A 23615-nucleotide genomic window follows, 5' to 3' on the forward strand; every position below is an offset into this window, starting at 1 on the left:
TCGATGGATTTAAAGAACATGCGGGAACAGATCGATGGAATCGACGAGCAGATAGTATCGCTCTTTAAAAACCGGATGCGCATCGTTCACGATGTGGCGGAATATAAGCGGTTGAACAACCTGCCGGTGCTGCACACCGACCGGGAACAGCAGGTGTTGGACCGGGTCGCGGCGATGGCGACCGACCCGGTGACAGGCGACGACCTATCCGACTATGTCCGATTCTTGTTCACCACTATCATGGATCTGAGCAAGACACAGCAGAACAACGATCTCACCGCCGACACGCGGCTGAGCCGCACGATTCATCAGGCGCTCGAGGACGGGCGGACGCTACCTGTCGCTCCCGTGGTTGCCTGCCAAGGGGTGGACGGCGCCTATTCCAGCATGGCGGCCCGTGGGATGTTCTCGGACGGGAAGCTCCGCTTTTATCAGGATTTTTCCGATATCTTCGAAAGTGTCAAGCGTGGGGAATGCGATATCGGTGTGCTGCCGATCGAAAATTCCACCGCAGGTTCGGTCAACAATGTTTACGACTTGATGAAAAAATATCAGTTTCACATTGTGCGCGGCTACCGGCTGGAGGTGCGCCACTGCCTGCTGGCCAAGCCCGGCGTGCACTTCGACGACATCACCGACGTCTATTCCCACACCCAGGCGATCAGCCAGTGCCACGACTTTTTGCAGGCGCACCCCAACATCCGGGTGCACCTCTACTCCAATACAGCGGCTGCGGCGCGCTTTGTGTCTGAGTGCGGCGACCGCGGGGTAGCGGCAATTGCGTCGCGCGAGTGTGCGGATATCTACCGCCTGAATGTGGTGCTCGACGAGATCAAGGACGCCAAACGCAACTATACCCGGTTTATTGCCATCAGCAACAAGATGCTGATCACCGAGGATGCAAACCGGATGAGTGTCGCGCTCACCCTGCCGCATGAGGCGGGCTCCCTTTATAAGCTGATTACCCAGTTCGCCATGCTGGAGCTGAACCTCACCAAGCTGGAGTCGCGGCCGCTGCCGGACACCAACTTTGAGTTCCTGTTTTATTTTGATTTCACCGGAAACGCGGCCAACGAGCATATCATCAAACTGCTGACGCGTTTGGAGCAGCAATGCGATTACTTTGCTTTTTTGGGCAACTACCGAGAACTGGACAGCTCCGGTGCGATATCATGACCATCATCCGCAAAAAGAGGGCTTTCTCCGCAAGGAGGGGGCCTTTTTCCCGTTTTATGAAAATATTGCGATAAACCAGGGGAGACGAACCATAATAAATAGGAAAAAGGGCGAATTTGAAAAACAGGAGTTGTATCTTCAATTTGGTTGTGATATAGTAGAAATGTTCAGAACTTATGTTCTGATTGCGGAGAAAAAACAAAGATGTGAGTCTGGAGTGGGAGGTGCATCGATGCCCGAACAGTTTGAGTTGGTATCCCCTTATCAGCCGACCGGCGACCAGCCACAGGCGATCGACAAGCTGGTGGAGGGCGTGCGTTCGGGGGCGCACGAACAAGCGCTTCTGGGTGTCACCGGGTCCGGCAAGACCTTCACCATGGCCAATGTCATTGCGCAGCTCAACCGGCCGACGCTGGTGCTCGCGCACAATAAGACGCTGGCTGCGCAGCTTTGCAGCGAATTCAAGGAGTTCTTCCCCCACAATGCGGTGGAATATTTCGTGTCCTACTACGATTACTACCAGCCGGAGGCGTACATCGCGCATACGGATACCTACATCGAAAAGGACAGCGCGATCAACGACGAGATCGAGCGGCTGCGCCATTCGGCCACGGCTGCGCTGGGCGAGCGCCGGGATGTGATCGTCGTCTCCAGCGTCTCGTGCATCTACAGCCTGGGCGACCCGATCGACTATAAAAATATGGTGATCTCCCTGCGCATCGGCCAGCAAAAGGATCGCGACCAGCTCATCTCCAAGCTGGTGGAAATTCAATACGAGCGCAACGACATCAACTTTATCCGCAACAAGTTCCGGGTGCGGGGGGACGTGGTCGAGGTTTTCCCGGTGTATTCGGGGGATGTGGCGCTGCGCATCGAGTTCTTTGGCGATGAGATCGAGCGGATCAGCGAGATCAACACCCTCACAAGCGAGGTCAAAGCCAACCTCAAAAGCACGGTGATCTATCCGGCAAGTCACTATATTGTGCCGCGCGACCGCATGGAGGAGGCCATCCGCGATATCCAGCAGGAATGCGACGATCGGGTGAGGTACTTCACCGAGCACGGCAAGCTGATTGAAGCGCAGCGCATCGCGGAGCGCACCAATTATGATATTGAGATGCTGACGGAAATCGGGTTCTGCAAGGGGATCGAAAACTATTCGCGTGTGCTGTCCCGCCGTCAACCGGGCAGTATGCCCACCACGCTGCTCGATTACTTTCCCAAGGATTTCTTGTTGTTTGTGGATGAGTCCCACGTGACGCTGCCGCAGGTGCGCGGTATGTTCGGAGGCGACCACGCGCGCAAACAAAACCTGGTGGACTATGGGTTCCGCCTCCCCTCCGCCTTTGACAACCGTCCGCTCAACTTTGATGAATTCTACGGCAAAATCAATCAGGCGATCTATGTCAGCGCCACCCCCGGCCCGTTCGAGCAGGAGCACTGTGTACAGACGGTGGAACAGATTATCCGTCCGACCGGCCTGGTCGATCCGGAGATCGTGGTGAAACCGGTGGAAGGGCAGATCGACGATCTGCTTTCCGAGATCAACCTGCGCGTGGCCAAAAACGAGCGCGTGCTGGTGACCACCCTCACCAAGAAGATGGCGGAGGATCTGACCTCCTACTTTGAGGGGATGGGGGTCAAAATCCGCTACATGCACCACGACATCGACACCATCGAGCGCATGGAGATTATCCGTGACCTGCGGTTGGGCGAGTTTGACGTGCTGGTGGGCATCAACCTGCTTCGAGAAGGTCTCGACATCCCGGAGGTGTCGCTGGTGGCGATCCTGGATGCGGACAAAGAGGGCTTTTTGCGATCCGAAACTTCGCTGATTCAGACGATTGGCCGCGCCGCGCGCAACGCCCAGGGCAAGGTGATTATGTACGCGGATTCGGTCACCAATTCGATGGAACGGGCGATCAGCGAGACCGAGCGCCGCCGAGCACTTCAGATGGCATACAACGAGGAACACGGCATCACCCCGCAGACCATTCGCAAGGATGTGCGCGAGATTTTGGAGATTTCGTCGCGCGAGACAGCCGAGGGCAAGTCGCGCAAGAAGATGAGCAAGCAGGAGCGTGAGGCGTTGATCGCCAAGCTGACAGCGGAGATGAAAAATGCGGCCAAGATTCTCGAATTCGAGCACGCGGCCTATCTGCGCGATAAAATCAAGAAGCTCAAGGAGCAGAAGTAGCCCCTTGCAGCGGGACATAGTTGGAGGAACGAGCAATTGGCTAACGATAAATTGATTATAAAAGGGGCGCGGGAACACAACCTCAAAAATGTCAGCCTGGAGGTGCCGCGCGACAAGTTGGTGGTGTTCACCGGGCTCTCCGGCTCCGGCAAGAGCTCACTGGCGTTCGACACCATCTATGCCGACGGACAGCGGCGATATGTGGAAAGCCTTTCGAGCTATGCGCGCCAGTTTTTGGGCCAGATGGAGAAGCCGGATGTGGACTCGATCGAGGGATTGTCTCCGGCCATTTCGATCGACCAGAAGACCACCTCAAAAAATCCGCGTTCCACCGTGGGCACCGTGACAGAAATTTACGACTACCTGCGCCTGCTGTATGCGCGCATCGGTATCCCGCATTGCCCGGTCTGCGGCCGGCCGATTCAGCAGCAGACGGTCGACCAGATGGTCGATCAGATTTTAGCCGTCCCGGAGGGCTCCAAAATTCAGGTGCTGGCGCCGGTGGTGCGAGGCCGCAAGGGGGAGCATGTCAAGGAATTTGAAGCCGCCAAGCGCTCCGGTTACGCCCGGGTACGGGTGGATGGCAACCTCTACGACCTGACCGAAGAGATCAAGCTGGAAAAGAATAAAAAGCACCACATCGAAATCGTGGTGGATCGCCTGGTGGTCAAGCCGGAGATCAAGTCGCGCCTCTCCGATTCGCTGGAGACCGCGCTGAACCTCTCGGGCGGGCTTGTGATTATCGACCTGCTGGATGGTGGAGAGATGATGTTTTCGCAGAACTACGCCTGTCCCGAACACAACATCAGTGTGGAGGAGCTCACCCCGCGCATGTTCTCTTTTAACAATCCGCAGGGCGCGTGCGAAAAGTGCACCGGTCTGGGTACATTTATGAAGGTGGACCCGGATCTGGTGGCGCCGAACAAGAAGCTCTCGGTGCGTCAGGGGGCGATCAAGGCTAGCGGCTGGTACTACGCTGAGGGCGGATTGGCGCAGAGCTACTTTGAGGGCATGGCGGACCATTACGGCTTTTCGCTGGATACCCCCTTTCAGGAGCTCTCCCAAAAGGCCAAGGATGTTTTGCTGTACGGTACAAACGGCGAAAAATTCACCATTTACCGTGACGTGGGCGCGATGCAGGGGCAGTATCTCACCGATTTTGAGGGGATCATCAACAACCTGGAGCGGCGGTTCCGCGTCACCAACAGTGAATGGATGAAGCAGGAGCTGTCGGCTTATATGAGCTCAGAAGAGTGCCCCGATTGCCACGGCGCGCGCCTCAAACCGATCTATCTTTCGGTGCTGGTGGGGGGCATCAACATCAGCGATTTCTGCAAGATGTCGGTCGTCCGCGCGCTGGACTTTTTGGAGCATTTGGAACTTACCGAGCGAGAGCGGATGATTTCGGCACAGATTATCAAGGAGATCAAGGAGCGGCTGGGCTTTTTGCAGAGCGTGGGCCTCGAATACCTCACCCTTTCCCGGGCGGCAGGTACCCTCTCGGGCGGCGAAAGCCAGCGCATCCGTCTGGCTACCCAGATCGGCTCCTCGCTGATGGGGGTGCTGTATATCCTGGATGAACCGAGTATCGGCCTGCATCAGCGCGACAACGACAAGCTGATCGCCACCCTCAAGAGGCTGCGCGATATCGGCAACACCCTGATCGTGGTGGAGCACGACGAGGACACCATGCGCGCGGCCGACTATATTGTGGATATCGGCCCGGGCGCGGGCGTGCACGGCGGCGAGGTAGTCTGTGCGGGAACTGTGAAGCAGATCGAGGCGTGTGAGCAGTCGGTCACCGGCCAGTACCTCTCCGGCCGCAAGCAGATTCCAGTGCCGCAGACCCGCAGACCCGGCAACGGCAACTTCCTGGAGATCAAGGGCGCCAGCGAAAACAACCTCAAGGGGATCGATGTAAAAATTCCACTGGGCACCTTCACGGTGGTCACCGGCGTATCCGGTTCGGGCAAGAGCTCTCTGGTCAATGAAATTCTCTATAAAAAGTTGGCCGCAACCCTGAACGGAGCGCGCACCCGCGCAGGCAAGCACGACGATATTCTGGGGACAGAACACCTCGACAAGGTCATCGACATCAACCAATCTCCGATCGGCCGCACCCCGCGCTCCAATCCGGCTACCTACACCGGCGTGTTCACCGATATCCGCGAGTTGTTCGCATCCACCAATGCGGCGAAAATGCGCGGATACAATTCCGGCCGGTTTTCCTTCAATGTCAAGGGAGGGCGCTGCGAGGCCTGCGAGGGCGACGGCATCATCCAAATCGAGATGCACTTTTTGCCGGATGTGTTCGTGCCTTGTGAAGTCTGCAAAGGCAGGCGATACAACAGAGAAACCCTCGAGGTCAAGTACAAGGACAAATCCATCTACGATGTGTTGGAGATGACGGTGGAGGAGGGGCTCGCCTTCTTTGACAATCACTCCAAGATCAAACGCAAGCTGCAAACCCTGTACGATGTCGGCCTGGGCTACATCAAAATCGGGCAGCCTGCCACCACTTTGTCGGGCGGCGAGGCGCAGCGTGTCAAGCTGGCGACCGAGCTTTCCCGGCGGCCGACCGGCAGAACCATCTATATTTTGGACGAGCCCACCACCGGCCTGCACACGGCGGATGTGCACAAGCTGATCGAGGTGCTGCAAAAATTGGTGGACGCGGGCAACTCTGTTGTATTGATCGAACACAATTTGGATATGATAAAAACAGCCGATTACCTGATCGATCTCGGCCCAGAGGGCGGCGACCAAGGGGGAGAGGTGGTTTTCACCGGCACCCCCGAGGAGATTGTCAATTGCGAGAGATCGTATACGGGGCAATACCTCAAAAAAGTGTTAGAAAACTCCTAAAAAGTAATAAGAATTATTCCTGTTTTCTCTTTACAATGTTATACTTTGATGGTATAATAAAGCCGTTCCGAGAAATACAATGAGATGGAGGTTACAGTCATGGAAAAATATGTTTGTTCGATTTGCGGTTATGTTTATGATCCCGAAGTGGGTGATCCCGACAGCGGCATCACGCCTGGCACCAAATGGGAGGATATTCCCGATACATGGGTGTGCCCGATGTGCGGCGTTGGCAAGGATATGTTTGAAAAAGCGTAAGTGGTAAGGGGAGGGGCGCCATGCCCCTCCATCTTTTTTAACTAGAAGTTTATCGTAAACAGGAGGTATTTGCTATGGCGGCAAGAAAAGTGACGGACGGGGTCATGTCGGTGGGGATTCTCAACCCCATCATGCGCATTTTTGACGTTGTGATGCGCACCGACTACGGCACCACCTACAATTCGTATGTTGTGCGCGGCAGGGAAAAGACAGCTTTGATTGAGACCTGCCACCTGACCTATTGGGAGCAGTACTGGAAGAACATTCAGGAGGCGTGCGACCCTGCAACAATTGATTACATTATTTTGAACCACTGCGAGCCCGACCACTCCGGCGTATTGGCCAAGCTGGCGCAACATTGCCCCAACGCGCAGATCATCTGCTCTCAGGCCGGCTCGATCTACCTCAAAAATATCACCAATCTGTCGGACTTTAAGCCCCGCGTCGTGCGGGATGGGGACAGCATCGACCTCGGCGGTAAGACGCTGCGGTTTATCATGGCGCCGTTCCTGCACTGGCCCGATTCGATGTTCACCTGGTGCGAGGAGGACAAGGTCCTGTTTTCCTGCGACTTTTTGGGCTGCCACTATTGCGAACCCCACGATTTTGATACCAACATTGTTTACCCGACGAAATATGAGGACGCATTCCTGGGCTACTACACGGCGATTTTTGGCCCGTTCCCGAGTTATGTGCAGAACGGTTTGGCCAAGATCAAAGGCCTGGATATCGAATACCTCTGCAACAGTCACGGCCCAATTCTCACCAAGGGCTGCCGCCTAGAATCCGCCATGGCGCTTTACGACCAGTGGAGTCAGCCGCATCACAATGCGGTGAAGACCGTTCCGGTCTTCTATTGCTCGGCATATGGCAACACCGGCCTCGCTGCGAAGGAGATCAAGCGGGGGATCCTGGAGATCATCCCAGACGCGAAGGTGGATGTCTACGATATCAATGAACATGCGATGGGCGACCTGCAGGCGCAGCTCAACCGCTCCGACGCATTTGCGGTGGGATCCCCCACCATCAACGCAGACGCGGTTGCGCCGGTCTGGGAGCTGCTCAGCCATGTGGACGCCATCACCAATAAGAAAAAGCCCGCGCTCGCCTTCGGCTCCTACGGTTGGAGTGGAGAGGCGGTGCCGAATCTCATCGCGCGGATGAACGGGCTGAAGCTGGCGGTCTGTGGGGAGGGCCTCAAATTCCAGTTTGTTCCCTCTGAAAGCGATCTGGAACGCGCGCGGGAAGCTGGACGGGAACTCGCCCGTATGCTGTAAATCTCCGTAGCGGTGATTTCATCGTGTAAGGGAAACGGCCCGATAACGAAAACCATCGTTATCGGGCCAATTTGTTTTACAAAAGTCCTTTCAATTGGCCGGGAGCACAGCCGCAAAATTTAGATTTGCATGCACAAAACTCGATGCACTTGCCAGTTTTTTATTCATCGTGATACAGCATGGATATATTAAATTTTATATCCAGCGCAGTGGAATCTTTCAGAAGCGGTAGAGCGGAGCTGGTGAAATTATTCTTTACTTCCCGCCCGTGTTATTGTAAAATAGGGAAGGATATGGACAGAACTCCGCAGACGGCGTTTGCGGGGGATTTCTGTGACAATCAAGATTTAGATGGAGGATGCTGCCAATGGCCATCAAGTACAAACGGATTCTGCTGAAGCTCAGCGGGGAAGCGCTGGCGGGTGAAAAAAAGAGCGGTCTCGATTTTGACACGGTGCTTCACATCTGTGCGAGCATCAAGGATGCATGGGAACTCGGGGTGGAAATCGGCATCGTGGTGGGGGGCGGCAACTTCTGGCGCGGCCGCACCAGCGGCAAGATGGACCGCACCCGTGCGGATCACATGGGGATGTTGGCGACCGTAATCAACTCGCTCGCACTGGCCGACGCATTGGAGCAGCTCGGCGTGGATGTGCGCGTTCAAACTGCGATCACCATGCAGGCCATCGCAGAGCCGTATGTGCGCGGGCGGGCGCTGCGCCACCTGGAGAAGGGGCGCGTGGTGATCTTTGGCTGTGGCACCGGCAACCCGTATTTTTCCACCGACACGGCCTCCTCGCTGCGCGCGGCGGAGATCGGCGCGGACATCATCCTGAAAGCCACAAAGGTGGACGGCGTATATGACAGCGACCCGATGGAGAACGCAGACGCAAAAAAATATGATAACCTCACCTTCGCAGAAATTCTCACGCAGGAGCTGGGCGTCATGGACAGCACAGCGGCTTCGATGTGCCGGGACAACAGCATTCCTATCCTTGTGTTCAGTGTGGATGATCCGCACAATATCGTCCGCGCCGTGCAGGGCGAGGAAATTGGAACCATTGTGAAATAAAGCGGCGTCGCGGGCGCTGTGCAAAAATATAACTATAACTGATGGAGGTACTGCTATGAAAGCTCATCTTCAGCCATACGACGAAAAAATGACCAAAACCCTGTCTGCTCTCAACAGCAACTTCGCTGGAATCCGAGCGGGAAGGGCGAGCGCTTCGGTGCTCGATAAGATCACAGTCGATTATTACGGCGTGCCCACTGCGATCAACTCGATGGCGGCGGTATCGGTGCCGGATCCGCGGATGCTGACCATCCAGCCGTGGGATAAGTCCACCCTGAAAGCCATTGAAAAGGCGATTATGGCTTCGGATATCGGCATCAATCCCAATAATGACGGCACGGTGATCCGGCTGAATTTTCCCCCGTTAACGGAAGAGCGCAGAAAAGAACTCTGCAAAAAAGTCAGCAAATACGGCGAGGAGGCAAAGGTTGCCATCCGTTCGATCCGTCGAGACGGCAATGAGAAGTTTAAGGCGATGAAGAAGGCTTCGGAAATCACCGAGGACGATCAGAAGAGCTACGAAGAGGATCTGCAGAAGCTGACCGACAAATATATCAAAGAGATCGATCAGATGTCCCAGAATAAAGAAAAGGAAATTATGGAAATCTAATGAAGGTACAGGGCTTTTCATTTGGAATCAGCTGCACATATCTTCTTTTCTGAGATCATACAAATGAAAGAGAGGCAGACCTGCCCTTGAAGAACGAATATTTGGATCCCCAGCTGTTGCCGTGCCATATTGGAATCATCATGGACGGCAACGGCAGATGGGCAAAAAAGCGCGGATTGCCACGCACGGCAGGCCACAAAAAGGGTGCGCGCGTATTTGGTGAGATCGCCAGATACTGCCGCGATATCGGCATTCGTTACCTCACGGTTTACGCATTCTCCACCGAGAACTGGCGCAGACCGGCCGACGAGGTGGCGGATTTGATGGAGCTGCTCAAAGAGCACCTGCGGGATGTCTCCAACTATAAGGATGAGAATGTGCGCCTGTTGTTCCTTGGGGACCGAACTGCACTGGATGACGAATTGCGCGACCTGATGCGGCAGGCGGAGGAAGGCAGCAAAAATAACACTGGCATCACCGTGTGCATGGCGATCAACTACGGCGGCCGCGACGAGATTAGCCGTGCAGTGCGGTCAATCGCACAAAAGGTGGCGGCCGGCGCGCTCTCGCCCGATACCATTGATGAGAACTGCATCGCCGATCATCTCGATACCAGAGGCATTCCAGACCCCGATGTCATCATCCGACCGAGCGGGGAAAAGCGCAGTTCCAATTTTCTTGCTTGGCAGTCAGCTTACTCCGAATATGTCTTTATGGACATTTTATGGCCCGATTTTACCCCCAATGATTTGAACCAAGCCTTGTTGGAGTACACAAAACGAAGCAGAAGATTTGGAGGTGTGGGCTGAAATGAAACAGCGTATCATTTCTTCCGTGATTGGTCTGGGCGTGCTTGCGCTTGTGCTCGCGTTTTATGAAACAGCCGTATTTAACATCACCATCATCGTACTCATCTTGTTGGCGGTGTATGAGCTCTTCAAGGCGGCGAAGCTCACCGAGCACAGACCCCTGTTCCTGCTTTGCCTGGTGTTTTCCGCCTTGGTCCCTTTGCTGCAGACCAAACATCTCGGAGGGCAGTTGGCCGTCATTTGCGGGGCATACGCATTTTTGCTGTTTTTAAATCTGATCCGCTACCACAACACCCTGCGGATCGAGCAGGTCAGCCTGGCGTTTTTCTTTGGTTTGATGGTGCCGTTTTCCTTCTCGGTCATGCAGCTGGTGCATGACCGCTATGAGATGTCGGTCAGCATTTTATACCTGCTGATGATGTTGGGGGGCGCATGGCTCACCGATACCGGAGCCTATTTTTCCGGAAGAATGTTCGGTAAACACAAAATGGCTCCGCAGATCAGCCCTCACAAGACAGTGGAGGGGGCAATCGGTGGGATACTTTGCAATCTGGTCTGTTATTATCTGCTGACGTGGCTTTACATAACGGCTGTCGGCTATTTCTTTCAGATTGCCATCCAAGTGAACTATCTTGCGCTCGGTATTTTGGCGCTTTTGGCGTCGGCTGCTGGGATTCTGGGTGATCTCACGGCGTCGGTCATCAAGCGCCAGTGCGGCATCAAGGATTTTGGTTCAATTATGCCGGGGCATGGCGGCGTGATGGATCGATTCGACAGCGTGTTATTTGTTGCGCCGACGGTGTTTGTTTACATCCAGTATGTAGAGCTGTTCACGTTGGTATGATACAGGATGGAAGAGAAAACAAAAGAAAAAGAAAGTTGTGCCAGGCTGGGCGGCAGACAGCGGCGGCGGGAAGGCTTTTTCCGCATCCCTGTGCACGCCACGCGTGGCGCGATTTTTTTGAGGTGAGATTTTGAAAAAAGTAGCGATATTGGGTTCCACCGGTTCGATCGGCATACAAAGCCTCGCGGTGTGCCGCGCGATGGGCTACCGCATCACCGCTTTGACCGCCAACCGGTCGGTTGATCTCCTGGAAGAACAGGTGCGCGCGTTTCGTCCCTCCTATGCGGTTCTTGCGGATGAGTCAGCGGCACAGGAGCTAGCCCGCAGACTCGCTGACTTGCCGGTCAAAGTGTTGGGCGGCGAGAAGGGAGTCTGCCAGGTTGCGGCCCTGCCGGAAAACGACATCGTACTCAACGCAGTGGTGGGCATTGCGGGTCTCCGCCCCACCGTCGCAGCATTGGAAGCGGGACGCGACCTGGCGTTGGCCAACAAGGAGAGCCTTGTGGCGGGCGGACGGTTGGTCACCGACCTTGCGCGCAAAAAGCGGGCGCGCATTCTGCCGGTGGACAGCGAACACTCAGCGATTTTTCAGTGCCTTGGCGGCTTTGAGGGGCGCAATCCGCCGCACAAGCTGTTGCTCACCGCCTCAGGCGGCCCGTTTTTTGGTAAGACGCGGGAGGAGCTGCAACAGGTGAGCGCTTTGGATGCGCTGGCCCACCCCAACTGGGAGATGGGCGCGAAGATCACCATCGATTCCGCTACCCTGATGAATAAAGGCTTGGAGGTGATTGAGGCGGTCCGACTGTTCGGCGTGCCGCCTGAGCGAATCGAAATCATCGTGCAGCGGGAGAGCATCATCCATTCGGCGGTCGAATTCGCCGACGGGTCGGTCATCGCGCAGATGGGGGTGCCGGATATGAAAATTCCCATCCAATACGCGCTGACCTATCCCAAGCGTCTTCCCTGTGAGGTGCCGCGCCTCTCGCTCACCGAGATCGGCCGGCTCACCTTTTACAAGCCGGACTGTGAAACGTTTGAATGTCTTGGCGCTTGCCTGGAGGCAATCCGGCGCGATGGGCTGTATCCGGCGCTGGTCAATGGCGCAAACGAGCAGGCGGTAAAACTGTTTTTGGCCGGAAAGATTTCCTTTTTACAGATCGGTGTTCTGGTGCGGCGGGTACTGAATGAAATCAATTGTGCAAAGGAACACTATGACCTGGAAGATGTATTTCAAGTGGACCGCATGGCGCGGGATTTTGTGTTGCGCGAGGCGGCGAAGTAATATCAGCAGGCGGCTGCGAGATCAATTGGATTGGTTGTGAGAATGATTGGGTACTGTGGGAACGATTCTGCTGGCGATTATTATTTTTGGTGTGTTTGTTACGGTCCACGAGCTGGGGCATTTTTTATCCGCCAAGGCATTTGGCATTCGCGTCAACGATTTTTCGCTGGGGTTTGGGCCCGCGCTCTTTCAATTTACCAAGGGTGATACGACGTACGCAATCCGGCTGTTTCCGCTGGGGGGCTATGTGACTTTGGACGGCGAAGAGGAGGAGAGCGACGACGAGCGGTCCTTCGGCAAGCAGAAGATTTGGAAGCGCTTTGTTGTGATGGCGGCGGGCGGTATCATGAACCTGCTGCTCGGCTTCATAGTAGTGCTGGTGGTGCTCGCCATGCAGCCGACGCTTGGGACGACAACTGTCTCGAACTTTCAGCAGCAGTCGGTCAGCAGCTCGGTGTTGCAGGTGGGCGACCGGATTGTCAAAATCAACGGTTCCAGGGTGCATATCGATAACGATATTGTGTTCGGCCTGGTGCGCGATGAGGACGGCCAGGTGGAGATGCAGGTGGAGCGCGGCGGTGAACTGCTCAATCTGACGGTGCCGTTCCAAATGACCGAAGCTGAAGATGGAACACATTCGATCTACATCGATTTTACCGTATATCCAGCGGAAAAAACCTTTGGTTCGCTGCTTTACAACGGCTTTTATTACACCGGTGCGATCGCCCGTTTGGTATGGGTGAGCCTCTTGGAGCTGCTTTCAGGCAAGTTTTCGGTCAATCAGCTTTCCGGACCGGTGGGTGTGACGGCGGTGATTGGCCAGGCCACCTCGATGGGGCTGCGCCCGCTGCTCCTGCTCATCGCATTTATTACCGTCAACTTGGGGGTGTTCAACCTTCTTCCCTTGCCCGCGCTGGACGGCGGTAAGCTGCTGTTTTTGCTGATAGAAGCCGTGTTTCGCAGGCCAGTTCCGCCCAAATACGAAAACTATGTGCACACCGCCGGCATGATACTGTTGCTCGGCCTGATGCTGTTTGTCACCTTCAACGACATTGTGCGGCTGTTTTTCTCTTAGTCTTTCTCATCTTGAACGACACAGGAGGCTGTTATGCTTCAAAAAATACCGACCAAGCCGGTGAAGATCGGCACAATGATCATCGGCGGTGGCAACCCCATCGCCATTCAATCGATGCTCAACCGTCCCGCAGCGGATATTGAAAGCAATGTGGAGCAGGCGGTCGCGCTGGAGCAGGCGGGCTGCCAGATTCTACGCGTAGCCATCCCTAATCGGGAGGCGGTCGCGCTGATCCCCGCCATTAAGAAGAAAATTTCCATTCCACTGGTGGCGGATATCCATTTCGACTACCGGCTGGCGCTCGACTCGGTTGCGGCTGGAATCGATAAGATCCGCATCAACCCCGGCAACATCGGGGATAGCGACCGCGTCAAACAAGTGGCAGACGCTTGCCGCGTGAACAAAATCCCAATCCGCATCGGCGTAAACAGCGGTTCAGTGGAGAAGGAGATTTTGGCGCGCCACGGCTCCCCTACGGTGGAGGCTTTGATCGAGAGCGCCGAAGGGCATATCCGGCTGTTACAGCGCTACGACTTTGAAGATATCGTGGTCTCTATCAAGGCCAGCAGCGTGCAAAAGACGGTGGAGGCTTGCCGCGAAATGGCGAGCCGCTACCCTTATCCGCTGCATTTGGGTGTGACGGAGGCGGGCACCGAGCGCATGGGACTCATTAAATCGGCTATCGGCATCGGCGGGCTGTTGTGCGACGGCATCGGGGACACCATTCGCGTGTCCCTCACCGCCGACCCGATTCGGGAGATCGAGGCGGCTAAGGACATTCTGCGCGCGCTCGGCCTCTCTCAAAGCGGGGTGCGCTTTACCTCCTGCCCCACATGCGGGCGCACCAATATCGACCTGATCGGCCTTGCGGGTCGCGTCGAGCAGGCGCTGGCGGGATGTCAAAAGAATATTTCCGTGGCGATTATGGGCTGTATTGTCAACGGACCGGGGGAGGCGCGCGAAGCGGATATCGGCATCGCGGGCGGCGTCGGCGAGGCGCTCCTGTTTAAGAAGGGAAAGCCCCTGCGCAAGGTGCCGGAGGAGCGCATTGTGGACGAGCTCCTCAAAGAAATCGAACAGATGGATTGAGAAGGTGAGGACTGGGATGCAGGCAACCGCGCTTGGAGCGCTTTTTGGAAAATTTGTGCCGGAGGGCGCACCGCAATATCTGTTGGAAGCGTCGGTTTCCGGCATTGTGATCGACAAAAACAGCCGCAGGATGACCTTCGACCTGCCGCTCGACGAGATTGTGGATAAGGAGTTCATCTTTGCTTTTGAGGATAAGGTGCGGCAGGCGTTTGAACTCAGCGATGTACATATTACAACCAAATACCCGCTGGAGCTGCTGGACGGCAGCTACCTGCCCAACATTGAAAAATATTTGCGCCGCCACAACACCGTGGTCAACGGGTTTCTAAGCGATGCCCACGCCTTTTTGGACGAGGTGGGCAATTTTGCGATCGAATTGACCCACGGCGGGGCGGAGTTGTTGAGCCGGTTTGGCTGCGACGCCAAGGTGCGGGAGCTGCTGCGCGAGGAATTCGGCGCCGCTTGCGAGGTCTATTTTACCGGCAAGACCACCATCGAGGATTACACCGACAGTTTCCGCGAGACTGTCAAGCGCGATCAGAGTCAAATCCGTCCGGCGACGGACTATGCACCCTGGGACGATCCGCCGAAGCCTGTTGTCGAAAAGGTGGAACCGCCGAAGAAGCCGGCAAAGGATGCGGGGCGAAATGCTCCTCTGGAGCCAAAGCCGGCAGGAAAGCGGGTGCGCGGCGACCAACTGCCCTACGACAAATCCACCATCAAGGCGCTGGTCGGCAAACCGGTGAAGCAGGACCCCATGCCGCTGGCGGAGCTCAACCCCGAGTGCACCAAGGTGACTGTGTGGGGCGATGTGTTCCAGGTGGAGAGCCGCGACACCCGCGCGGGCGACCGCATCATTATGTCGGTGTATTTTACCGATTACACCAGTTCCAACATGCTCAAAATTATCGAGCTCAAGGACAAGGCAAAGCCGTATGAGGCCCTGAAAAAGGGAACGACCATCGTGGTCAACGGCGAGCTGTCCTACGATAAATACGACCGTGAATACTCCATCCGGCCGCGCGACATCAGTTTGGTTTCCAAATATCAGCGCATGGACGAAGCCGGGGAAAAGCGGATCGAACTGCATTGCCACACGAACATGTCCACGATGGATGGTATCTCCAGTGCGACCGATTTGATCAATCGCGCGGCGAGCTGGGGGCACCGCGCCATCGCCATCACCGACCACGGTGTGGTGCAATCGTTCCCCGAGGTGGCGGCCGCAGTGGCAAAAATCAACAAAAACGGCGGCAACTTCAAAGCCCTCTACGGGGTGGAGGCATACTTTGTCAACGATATGATCCCGATTGTGGCGGGCGGATCATCCGCGCGTTTTGACGACACTTTCATCGTATTTGATCTCGAAACCACCGGCCTTTCAGCCGCGACCGAGCGCATCACTGAGATCGGCGCCGTTAAGCTGCGCGGGCGGGAGATCGTGGACACCTTCAACAGTATGGTGAATCCCGAAAAGCCAATACCGCCCAAGATCACGCAGATCACCGGCATCACCGACGAGATGGTGGCGGATGCGCCGCTGGAAGGGGAGGCGCTGCGGCGGTTTTACGACTTCTGTGGGGATTCGAAGGCGGTGTTGGTGGCGCACAACGCGCCGTTCGACACCAGCTTTGTCAAGGCTGCGGCGCGCCGCTGCGGCATGTCCTACGAGTTTTCACATGTGGACACCGTACCCGTCTGCCGGGCGCTGTTCCCGAGCCTCAAAAATCATAAGTTGGACACGGTTGCAGGGCATTTGAAGCTTGCGCCGTTCCAGCATCACCGCGCCTGCGACGACGCCCGGGTGCTGGCAGATATCTTTGTCCGCGTGATGGAGCTGCTGGAGAATGAGAAACAGATCGCATCGATCGACCAGATCAACACCCGGCTTTCCGGCACCGACTATAAAAAAGCGCCCTCTTACCATCAGATCATCTTGGTGCGCAACCAGGCGGGCCTCAAAAACCTGTATAAGCTGGTCTCGATGGCCCATATCAAATATTTCTTTAAAAAGCCGCGCATCCCCAAAAGTGAGCTCATCAAGCTGCGCGAGGGCCTGCTCATCGGCAGCGCCTGCGAGGCGGGCGAGCTGTTCCGCGCGATTCTCGACGGCAAAAGCTGGGGGGAGTTGTGCGATATCGCGCGCTTCTACGACTTTTTGGAGATTCAGCCGCTTGCCAACAACGAATTTTTGATCCGCAGCGGTATAGCGCGAGACCACGAGCAACTGCAACAATACAACCGCACCATCGTCAAGCTGGGAGAAACGCTGCATATCCCCGTGGTAGCCACCTGTGACGTCCACATCCTGGATCAGTCAGACAACATCTTCCGCCAGATTTTGATGGCGGGACAGGGTTTCCCAGATACAGACCTGCAATCGCCGCTCTATTTGCGCACCACCGACGAGATGCTGGAGGAGTTCGCCTATCTGGGCGAGGAAAAGGCGCGCGAGGTGGTCGTCACCAACCCCGGCCTTATCGCAGATCGGGTGGAATCTGGCATCAAGCCGATTCCGGACGGCACCTTTACGCCGACCATCGAGGGGTGCGAAGAGGATCTGCAAAACATCACCTGGGGCAAGGCGCGCGCGATCTACGGAGAAAATCCGCCCCAAATTGTGGCCGACCGCCTGGAACGCGAGCTCGGTTCAATCATCAAGCACGGCTTCGCGGTGCTCTACATCATCGCACAGAAGCTGGTGTGGAAGTCGGAGAGCTGCGGCTATCTGGTCGGTTCGCGCGGATCGGTCGGCTCGTCGTTTGTAGCGACTATGGCGGGTATCTCCGAGGTAAACCCCTTGCCTCCGCATTATGTCTGCCCCAACTGCAAGCACAGCGAATTTATCACCGATGGCTCAGTCGGTTCAGGTTTTGATCTGCCGCCGAAAGACTGCCCCGAATGCGGTACCCCTTACAACCGGGATGGGCACGATATTCCGTTTGAAACCTTCCTGGGTTTTGACGGCGACAAGGCACCTGATATCGACCTCAACTTTTCGGGCGAATATCAAACGCGTTCCCACCGTTACACTGAGGAGTTGTTCGGCACCTCGCATGTATTCAAGGCCGGCACCATCGCCACCGTGGCGGATAAAACCGCCTACGGTTATGTCAAAAAATATTTGGAGGAGAAGGGCAGGATCGTCCACAAGGCCGAGGAACAGCGGTTGGTCAACGGCTGTACCGGAATCAAACGCACCACCGGCCAGCATCCCGGCGGCATGGTGGTTGTTCCCAACGACTATGAGGTGTATGATTTCACACCGATCCAGCATCCGGCCGATTCCAGCGATTCGGGCGTGCTCACAACCCATTACGACTTCCACTCGCTGCACGACACCATCCTCAAGCTGGACGAGCTGGGGCACGATGTCCCCACCCTTTATAAGCATCTCGAGGACCTCACCGGGATCAAGGTGATGGATGTTTCGATGAGCGACGAAAAGGTGATGAGCTTGTTTACGTCGCCCGAAGCGCTGGGCGTCACCGCCGAGGAAATCGACTGCAATACCGGCACATTGGGTATCCCAGAGATGGGCACCTCGTTTGTGCGCGGCATGCTTGAGGAGTGTCAGCCGAAGCATTTTTCCGATCTGCTCCAGATTTCCGGCCTGTCGCACGGTACTGACGTCTGGCTGGGCAACGCGCAGGAGCTAATTAAAAACAACACTTGCACCATTTCCGACGTCATCGGTACCCGCGACAGCATCATGACCTATCTGCTGTATAAGGGCCTCAAACCCAAAAGTGCGTTCAAAATTATGGAGATCGTCCGCAAGGGCAAGGCCCCCGTCCTGCTCAATGAGGAATATATCAACGAGATGAAGGAGCACGATGTCCCCCAGTGGTATATCGATAGCTGTATGAAGATCAAATATATGTTCCCCAAGGCGCATGCGGCCGCCTATGTTATCGGTGCAATCCGGTTGTGCTGGTACAAGGTGTACCGGCCGATCGAATTCTATGCCGCAATGTTCACCGTGCGCGGTGGCGACTTCGACGCGGAGTCCGCGATCCGCGGCAAAGGTGCTGTCAAGATGAAGATGCAGGAACTCAAAATGAAGGGTAACGAGCGTACCACCAAGGAGGAGGACCAGCTCAATACCCTGCAAATTGTCAACGAGATGATGGCGCGCGGATTGGAATTCCTGCCTGTCGATCTTTATATCTCAAGTGGCACACGCTACACTGTGGAGGACGGCAAAATCCGTCTGCCGTTCTGTTCCCTCAAAGGTCTGGGAGAAGCGGCCGCCACTGCACTGGAGGAAGCCGGAAAGCAAGGGCCGTACCTTTCCAAAGAAGAAGTGGGTACCCGTGCCGGTGTAGGTAAGGGGGTACTCGAGTTGCTCGAGGCTTCCGGTGCGTTAGCAGGCCTGCCGGACAGCAGCCAAATGACTCTATTTTAGCTTTCTCAGTTGACACAATTGCTTTAGTGTGATATCATAGTAAAGCAATTTGCTTCAAATTTTGTACAAAGAGAGGTGCTTCCAGATGGTAACAATAACAAAAGCGGATGGGAAGGCGGAGTATGAGCTGATTCATCTGCTGCGCAGTAGGAGCACCGAGGTGGATAAAACCGTGACCGCCGCGGTGACTGATATTTTGGAACAGGTCAGGCTGCACGGCGACGCGGCCGTGCGGGACTGTACTGTGAAGTTTGACGGGCATTGCCCCGATTGTTTTGAGGTGCCGCGCGATGTGATCAACGATGCTTTGACCGAGGCCGACCCGGATTTTGTGGAGTCGCTGCTCAATGCACAGGCAAATATCGCAGAGTTCCACAGCCGCCAGAAGCACCAGAGCTTTATCGATGCCAAAGCGAACGGCGTAATGATGGGCCAGCGAATTCGCGGACTGAAACGCGTGGGTCTGTATGTGCCGGGCGGCACAGCGGCCTATCCCTCGTCGGTGCTGATGAACGCGGTTCCCGCCAAGATCGCGGGGGTGGAGGAGCTCGTTATGGTCACCCCACCCGCCAAGAACGGCGGCGCAAATCCGGACATCCTCACCGCTGCAGCGATCGCAGGGGTGGATCGCGTGTTTCTGGTCGGCGGCGCTCAGGCGGTTGCTGCACTGGCCTACGGCACTCAGAGCATTCCCAAAGTGGACAAGATCGTCGGACCGGGCAACATCTTTGTCGCAACCGCGAAGAAGCTGTTATACGGCACTGTTGACATCGATATGATCGCGGGTCCCAGTGAAATCCTCATCATGGCGGATGAAACCGCCGATCCCAAGTTTCTGGCTGCGGACATGATGAGCCAGGCGGAGCACGATAAGCTGGCGTCGGCGATCCTGCTCACCACCGACGAGGCAGTGGCGGCTGCGACGATCGCCGAGCTGGGGCGCCAAGTGGAGCATTTGGAGCGCCGTGAAATCATCCTGCGTTCGCTTGAGGATTTCGGCGCGGTCATCCTGTGCCGAGATAACGGCGAGATGGTGGAGCTGGCGAATTATCTCGCCCCTGAACACCTGGAAGTGATGATGGAGAATCCGATGGAGTACATCGGCCGGTTGGATAATGCGGGTTCGGTGTTCCTGGGGCGCTATTCGCCCGAACCTCTGGGGGATTACTATGCGGGCCCCAACCATGTGTTGCCGACCAGCGGTACCGCGCGCTTTTTTTCGCCGCTTTCAGTTGATAGCTTTATCAAAAAATCGAGCTATATCTATTACACCGAGGCTGCGCTGCGCGAGGCTAAGGAGGATATCGTGCGCATCGCCAACAAAGAGGGACTGACCGCGCACGCCAACTCCATTCAGGTTCGCTTTGAAGATTAAGTGGAAAGGGGAGCCGTTTTTTGTCATACGAGCTCAACAATAAGCTGAAGGACTTGATTCCCTATCAGCCGATCAGCGGAGATTACAAAATTCGCCTGGATGCGAACGAAAGCTACATCAATCTGGCGGAGCCTTTTGCCCATCGCATTGGAAATGTGGTGGCTAACCTCGATTTTAACCGCTACCCAGATCCTTACGCCGCGAAGTTGTGCCGGGCGTTTGCCCAGCGTTACCACATCGATTCGGAGCTGGTGACAGCAGGCAATGGCTCGGACGAGCTCATCAGCATTTTGGCCTCCTGCTTTTTGGAAAAAGGGGATACGGTGCTCACCATGATCCCGGATTTTTCGATGTACGCCTTTTATGGAAACCTCTACGAGTGTAAAGTAGAAACACTTGTCAAGTCTGAATCGCTCAAAATCGATCCGGATGCGGTGCTTGAGTGTTTAAAAAATACCGGAGCGCGTATGTTGCTCTTCTCCAACCCCTGCAATCCCACTTCGATTGGGTTGAAGCGCGAGGATGTGCTTAAGATCGTCACAGGGACTGAGTCGTTGGTGGTTGTGGACGAAGCATATATGGATTTTTGGGATCAGTCGGTGCTGGATGCTGTGGTGGAGCACGACAACCTGTTGGTGCTCAAGACCTGTTCCAAGGCGGCGGGCGCAGCCGCGATACGGTTGGGTTTTGCGGTGGCAAATCCCACACTCACGCGGGCCCTCCGGGCGGCCAAATCCCCCTACAACGTCAATTCCCTGACGCAGGCGGTAGGGGAGATCATCCTCTCGGAAAAGAATTTGCTTGGGCGCTGCGTCAAGGAGATTTTGCATTCGCGCGATGAACTGCAACAGGCGTTGGACGAGCTGGCGGCAAAAAAGGCGGATATCGTCACGGTTTACCCCAGTTGTACTAACTTTATTTTCCTGCGGATGCGGGATGCCAAGTCGGTGTATGAAGCGCTGTTGAAGCGGTCGGTTGCAGTGCGATGGATGGGCGATTACCTGCGAATCACCGCGGGAAATCAGGAGGAAAACCGAACCTTGGTGAAGGAACTCGGATCGATCTTACAGTGAGGAGGCGGCGGGAATGCGGACTGCAACGTTGACAAGAAAGACACGGGAGACGGATATCACCTTGAGTCTCAACTTGGACGGCACAGGCCAGGCGGACATCAGCACAGGAATCGGTTTTTTTGACCACATGCTCACTGCATTTGCGGTGCATTCGGGGTTTGATCTCACAGTCAAGGCGCTGGGGGATCTGGAGGTGGACAGTCACCATACGGTTGAGGATGTCGGCATTGTGTTGGGGCAGGCATTGGCCAAGGCCGTGGATCGCAGCGCAATTGAGCGCTATGGAACCTTTTCGGTGCCGATGGACGAGGCGCTCTGCCATTGTTCGCTCGACATCTCCGGACGGCCTTATCTGGTGTTTCTCGCGGATTTTACCTATCCCAAGATCGGGCAGTATGACACTTCCATGACCGAACATTTTTTTCAATCGTTTGCGGTCAATGCGGGGATCACCCTGCATATTCAGGTGCCGTATGGACGCGACGACCATCATAAAGCGGAGGCGATCTATAAGGCGGTGGCTCACGCGCTGAAGGTCGCAGTCCGCCCCAACCGGGGCGGCCAGGCGCTTTCCTCCAAGGGCGTCCTTTAAATGAATGCCAAAAACCCCGCCTCGCCGGAATTTTTTTCGGCAAAGCGGGGTTTCTTGCATCAATTTCTTCTGAGCGCAGTATCCATAGATTGAGGTGATGGAACCATGAATCTGAAAAATAAGCAAATCACGATCGGGGAGCTGTTGGCCAATCCACAGGCCAAGCGAATTGCACAGCGGGAATTCCCTCAACTGATGCGCAATCCCTTTGTCATATCTATGGCGCGAGGGATGACGCTGCAGCAGGCTTTAGGGTATGCGGGAAATCTTTCCCGCGAACAAATCGATCGAATCCTGGCTGAACTCGAAAGGATATAAAAATAGTATTTGTATTTTTGCTATCATAAAGTTTGAACTGTGAAACCCCTTGAAAATACTGGTTTCTCTGCCTATTAAGATACTTAAAGCAACAAAGTTTTTTGATGTTTTGGTGCCTAAATGGTGCCCAGATTTCCTATAGCAAAATAAAACGATACGGACAGATATAAGGGAATACCATACTGTACTGTAAGAGAGCGAAAGCACTCGTTGCTTTCGCTCTCTTATTCTACTTATATACAAATAGGGAAATAATAGAAAAATTCATATATGGGTGCTATAATATGAGCATACAAATTGACAAATCGGGATTGTAAGGAGAGTAAATTGAATTTAGAATTAATCAGATTAAATTCAAACAGCAAAGACAGAAAATACTTTGAGCAAATAAACGATGAAGCATTTCCCCTTTCAGAACGGATGAGCTTTGACGAGATTTTTGATTTCGCATCAGATACGGACACAGATGTACTTGGAATATATGATGATGGAAATCCAGTAGGCTTTGTTGTCCTTTTGAAAAATGGGGAATGTGGATATGTTTATTTTATAGCGATAGATAGTTGTACACGCTCAAAAGGCTATGGCAGCGTAGCTATGCAAAAGATGATGGAAACATATCCTGAACTGCAACTTGTTCTGGATTTTGAAGTGATTGATGAAAATGCAGAAAATAACGCACAGAGGGTTCGTAGAAAAAATTTCTATCTGAGAAACGGATTCCACGAAACAGGAAATTACACAATGCTCCGTGATGAACGCTTTGAGGTAGTGTGCAACGGCGGTGAACTTCGCAAAGCAGCATTGAAAGACTTACTTCGTGTTCTCCATGAGCACCGTCCTGAATTTCCGGATGTGTTGATATGAGCACAAAACAGACAAATCTTAATTTGTGCAAGGGTTTGGGATATTCCCAACAAGCAAAAATTTCTCATACTGTCGCAGACAGAAATGAGTGGTTTTATGGAAAGGATACCCCTTTCCTATGCTTGCTACGGAACTTTTCACCAAGGAACGGAAGGGAACGGATAGCATTTCTCTTTGAAATGTTACGCAGTTAAAGGGCGTTTTCGAGGGAAAAAGTATAAACACTTTGCCCCGTTGGTTTTGTGCCTGTAAAGCCTTTTCTTGCAAGGCTTAATGAATCTCTAATGCGTAATATAATGGCGCAAAATAAGGTAGTCCTAAACTGCCTTCGTGGGTGTACGCCGCCCTGTGCTTATGTTTATTACCTGATTTGTGGTGCTAAAATGGTGCCCAACTTTACAAAACTAACTTATTTGGAGATGTAGAGC

General features: G+C 54.7%; 18 protein-coding genes. All 18 read left to right on the forward strand.

Going from position 1 to position 23615, the window contains the following annotated elements; translation table 11 throughout:
• The first annotated feature begins 3 nt into the window (after nucleotides 1–3).
• Nucleotides 4–1176, forward strand: a complete 1173-nt coding sequence (locus H8711_RS08610; RefSeq protein WP_249283066.1) for a bifunctional chorismate mutase/prephenate dehydratase — start codon at nucleotides 4–6, stop codon at nucleotides 1174–1176.
• A 232-nt stretch (nucleotides 1177–1408) separates the two neighbouring features.
• The gene (gene uvrB / locus H8711_RS08615; protein ID WP_249283067.1) at nucleotides 1409–3373 is read left to right on the forward strand and encodes an excinuclease ABC subunit UvrB; all 1965 of its coding nucleotides are present in this window, start codon (nucleotides 1409–1411) and stop codon (nucleotides 3371–3373) included.
• A 36-nt stretch (nucleotides 3374–3409) separates the two neighbouring features.
• A complete protein-coding gene (gene uvrA, locus H8711_RS08620; RefSeq protein WP_249283068.1) occupies nucleotides 3410–6238 on the forward strand; it encodes an excinuclease ABC subunit UvrA in 2829 nt (942 codons plus the stop codon).
• Between the two features lie 99 nt (nucleotides 6239–6337).
• Entirely contained in the window at nucleotides 6338–6496 is a 159-nt protein-coding gene (gene rd / locus H8711_RS08625; RefSeq protein ID WP_249283069.1) for a rubredoxin, read from the forward strand.
• Nucleotides 6497–6570: 74 nt separating this feature from the next.
• The gene (locus H8711_RS08630; RefSeq protein ID WP_249283070.1) at nucleotides 6571–7773 is read left to right on the forward strand and encodes an FprA family A-type flavoprotein; all 1203 of its coding nucleotides are present in this window, start codon (nucleotides 6571–6573) and stop codon (nucleotides 7771–7773) included.
• Nucleotides 7774–8140: 367 nt separating this feature from the next.
• On the forward strand, nucleotides 8141–8845 hold the full coding sequence (gene pyrH / locus H8711_RS08635) for a UMP kinase (RefSeq protein ID WP_249283071.1): 705 nt from the start codon (nucleotides 8141–8143) through the stop codon (nucleotides 8843–8845).
• A 55-nt stretch (nucleotides 8846–8900) separates the two neighbouring features.
• Nucleotides 8901–9455, forward strand: coding sequence for a ribosome recycling factor (gene frr, locus H8711_RS08640; RefSeq protein WP_249283072.1), 555 nt, complete (start codon nucleotides 8901–8903; stop codon nucleotides 9453–9455).
• 140 nt (nucleotides 9456–9595) lie between these two features.
• Nucleotides 9596–10264, forward strand: coding sequence for a polyprenyl diphosphate synthase (gene uppS, locus H8711_RS08645; RefSeq protein WP_249283103.1), 669 nt, complete (start codon nucleotides 9596–9598; stop codon nucleotides 10262–10264).
• The gene (locus H8711_RS08650; protein WP_249283104.1) at nucleotides 10254–11108 is read left to right on the forward strand and encodes a phosphatidate cytidylyltransferase; all 855 of its coding nucleotides are present in this window, start codon (nucleotides 10254–10256) and stop codon (nucleotides 11106–11108) included. Before uppS ends, H8711_RS08650 begins: the two co-directional genes overlap by 11 nt.
• Before the next feature lie 127 nt (nucleotides 11109–11235).
• Nucleotides 11236–12390, forward strand: a complete 1155-nt coding sequence (locus H8711_RS08655) for a 1-deoxy-D-xylulose-5-phosphate reductoisomerase (RefSeq protein WP_249283105.1) — start codon at nucleotides 11236–11238, stop codon at nucleotides 12388–12390.
• Between the two features lie 55 nt (nucleotides 12391–12445).
• Complete coding sequence (rseP, locus tag H8711_RS08660; protein ID WP_249283073.1) at nucleotides 12446–13465, forward strand: RIP metalloprotease RseP; 1020 nt, start codon at nucleotides 12446–12448, stop codon at nucleotides 13463–13465.
• 33 nt (nucleotides 13466–13498) lie between these two features.
• Nucleotides 13499–14554, forward strand: a complete 1056-nt coding sequence (gene ispG, locus H8711_RS08665; RefSeq protein WP_249283074.1) for a flavodoxin-dependent (E)-4-hydroxy-3-methylbut-2-enyl-diphosphate synthase — start codon at nucleotides 13499–13501, stop codon at nucleotides 14552–14554.
• 16 nt (nucleotides 14555–14570) lie between these two features.
• Nucleotides 14571–18962: a PolC-type DNA polymerase III gene (locus H8711_RS08670; protein ID WP_249283075.1), complete on the forward strand. Its 4392-nt coding sequence runs from the start codon at nucleotides 14571–14573 to the stop codon at nucleotides 18960–18962.
• An 85-nt stretch (nucleotides 18963–19047) separates the two neighbouring features.
• Nucleotides 19048–20337, forward strand: coding sequence for a histidinol dehydrogenase (gene hisD / locus H8711_RS08675; protein ID WP_249283076.1), 1290 nt, complete (start codon nucleotides 19048–19050; stop codon nucleotides 20335–20337).
• Between the two features lie 20 nt (nucleotides 20338–20357).
• A complete protein-coding gene (locus H8711_RS08680; protein WP_249283077.1) occupies nucleotides 20358–21410 on the forward strand; it encodes a pyridoxal phosphate-dependent aminotransferase in 1053 nt (350 codons plus the stop codon).
• Nucleotides 21411–21423: 13 nt separating this feature from the next.
• Nucleotides 21424–22002 (forward strand): imidazoleglycerol-phosphate dehydratase HisB, encoded by a 579-nt coding sequence (hisB, locus tag H8711_RS08685; protein WP_249283078.1) that lies wholly within the window; start codon nucleotides 21424–21426, stop codon nucleotides 22000–22002.
• 105 nt (nucleotides 22003–22107) lie between these two features.
• Nucleotides 22108–22320 carry a hypothetical protein gene (locus H8711_RS08690; protein WP_249283079.1) on the forward strand — a complete coding sequence of 71 codons (213 nt, stop codon included), beginning with the start codon at nucleotides 22108–22110 and terminating at the stop codon, nucleotides 22318–22320.
• Nucleotides 22321–22647: 327 nt separating this feature from the next.
• A complete protein-coding gene (locus tag H8711_RS08695; protein ID WP_249283080.1) occupies nucleotides 22648–23187 on the forward strand; it encodes a GNAT family N-acetyltransferase in 540 nt (179 codons plus the stop codon).
• Nucleotides 23188–23615: the final 428 nt, after the last annotated feature.

Origin of the sequence: Ligaoa zhengdingensis (assembly GCF_014384885.1) — a bacterium.
GTDB classification, from domain to species: domain Bacteria; phylum Bacillota; class Clostridia; order Oscillospirales; family Ruminococcaceae; genus Ligaoa; species Ligaoa zhengdingensis.

Coding starts and splice junctions, on each gene's coding strand:
- H8711_RS08610 (WP_249283066.1), top strand. CDS start 4: ATGGATTTAAAGAACATGCGGGAACAGATCGATGGAATCGACGAGCAG.
- uvrB (WP_249283067.1), top strand. CDS start 1,409: ATGCCCGAACAGTTTGAGTTGGTATCCCCTTATCAGCCGACCGGCGAC.
- rd (WP_249283069.1), top strand. CDS start 6,338: ATGGAAAAATATGTTTGTTCGATTTGCGGTTATGTTTATGATCCCGAA.
- H8711_RS08630 (WP_249283070.1), top strand. CDS start 6,571: ATGGCGGCAAGAAAAGTGACGGACGGGGTCATGTCGGTGGGGATTCTC.
- pyrH (WP_249283071.1), top strand. CDS start 8,141: ATGGCCATCAAGTACAAACGGATTCTGCTGAAGCTCAGCGGGGAAGCG.
- frr (WP_249283072.1), top strand. CDS start 8,901: ATGAAAGCTCATCTTCAGCCATACGACGAAAAAATGACCAAAACCCTG.
- uppS (WP_249283103.1), top strand. CDS start 9,596: ATGGACGGCAACGGCAGATGGGCAAAAAAGCGCGGATTGCCACGCACG.
- ispG (WP_249283074.1), top strand. CDS start 13,499: ATGCTTCAAAAAATACCGACCAAGCCGGTGAAGATCGGCACAATGATC.
- H8711_RS08670 (WP_249283075.1), top strand. CDS start 14,571: ATGCAGGCAACCGCGCTTGGAGCGCTTTTTGGAAAATTTGTGCCGGAG.
- hisD (WP_249283076.1), top strand. CDS start 19,048: ATGGTAACAATAACAAAAGCGGATGGGAAGGCGGAGTATGAGCTGATT.
- hisB (WP_249283078.1), top strand. CDS start 21,424: ATGCGGACTGCAACGTTGACAAGAAAGACACGGGAGACGGATATCACC.
- H8711_RS08690 (WP_249283079.1), top strand. CDS start 22,108: ATGAATCTGAAAAATAAGCAAATCACGATCGGGGAGCTGTTGGCCAAT.